The organism is Streptomyces sp. UF-297 (assembly GCF_058245575.1).
The window spans coordinates 1-656 of the sequence record NZ_JBSIBZ010000241.1; the positions used below are offsets into that span (position 1 = coordinate 1).

1 protein-coding gene is annotated in these 656 nt (G+C 63.7%); it reads right to left on the reverse strand.

The window, feature by feature from the left end; all coding sequences use genetic code 11:
* Positions 1–656, reverse strand: a 656-nt coding sequence (locus AC4IJH_RS43635) for a cbb3-type cytochrome c oxidase subunit I (protein ID WP_490857584.1), incomplete at both ends; no start/stop codon positions are given.

Sequence of the window (656 nt, forward strand, 5' to 3'; positions counted from 1 at the left end):
CCGAACATCGGCTTCCGGGAGAAGACCGGAATGACCTCGGAAATGATGCCGAAGAACGGCAGCGCGATGATGTAGACCTCGGGATGCCCGAAGAACCAGAACAAGTGCTGCCACAGCAACGCGCCGCCATTGGCCGCGTCGAAGACATGTGCCCCGAATTTACGGTCCGCCTCCAGGGCGAACAGCGCGGCGGCCAGCACCGGGAAGGCGAGCAGGACCAGCACACCGGTCAGCAGCACGTTCCAGGTGAAGATCGGCATCCGGAACATCGTCATGCCCGGAGCACGCATGCAGATGATGGTGGTGATGAAGTTGACCGAACCGAGGATCGTGCCGAAGCCCGAGAAGGCCAGACCCATGATCCACATGTCCGCACCCACACCCGGCGAGCGGACCGCGTCCGACAGCGGGGAGTAGGCGAACCAGCCGAAGTCGGCCGCGCCCTGCGGGGTGAGGAAGCCGGCCACCGCGAGCAGCGAGCCGAAGAGATAGAGCCAGTAGGCGAACATGTTCAGCCGGGGAAAGGCGACGTCGGGCGCGCCGATCTGCAGCGGCATGATCCAGTTCGCGAATCCGGCGAACAGCGGCGTCGCGAACATCAGCAGCATGATCGTGCCGTGCATCGTGAACGCCTGGTTGAACTGCTCGTTCGACAT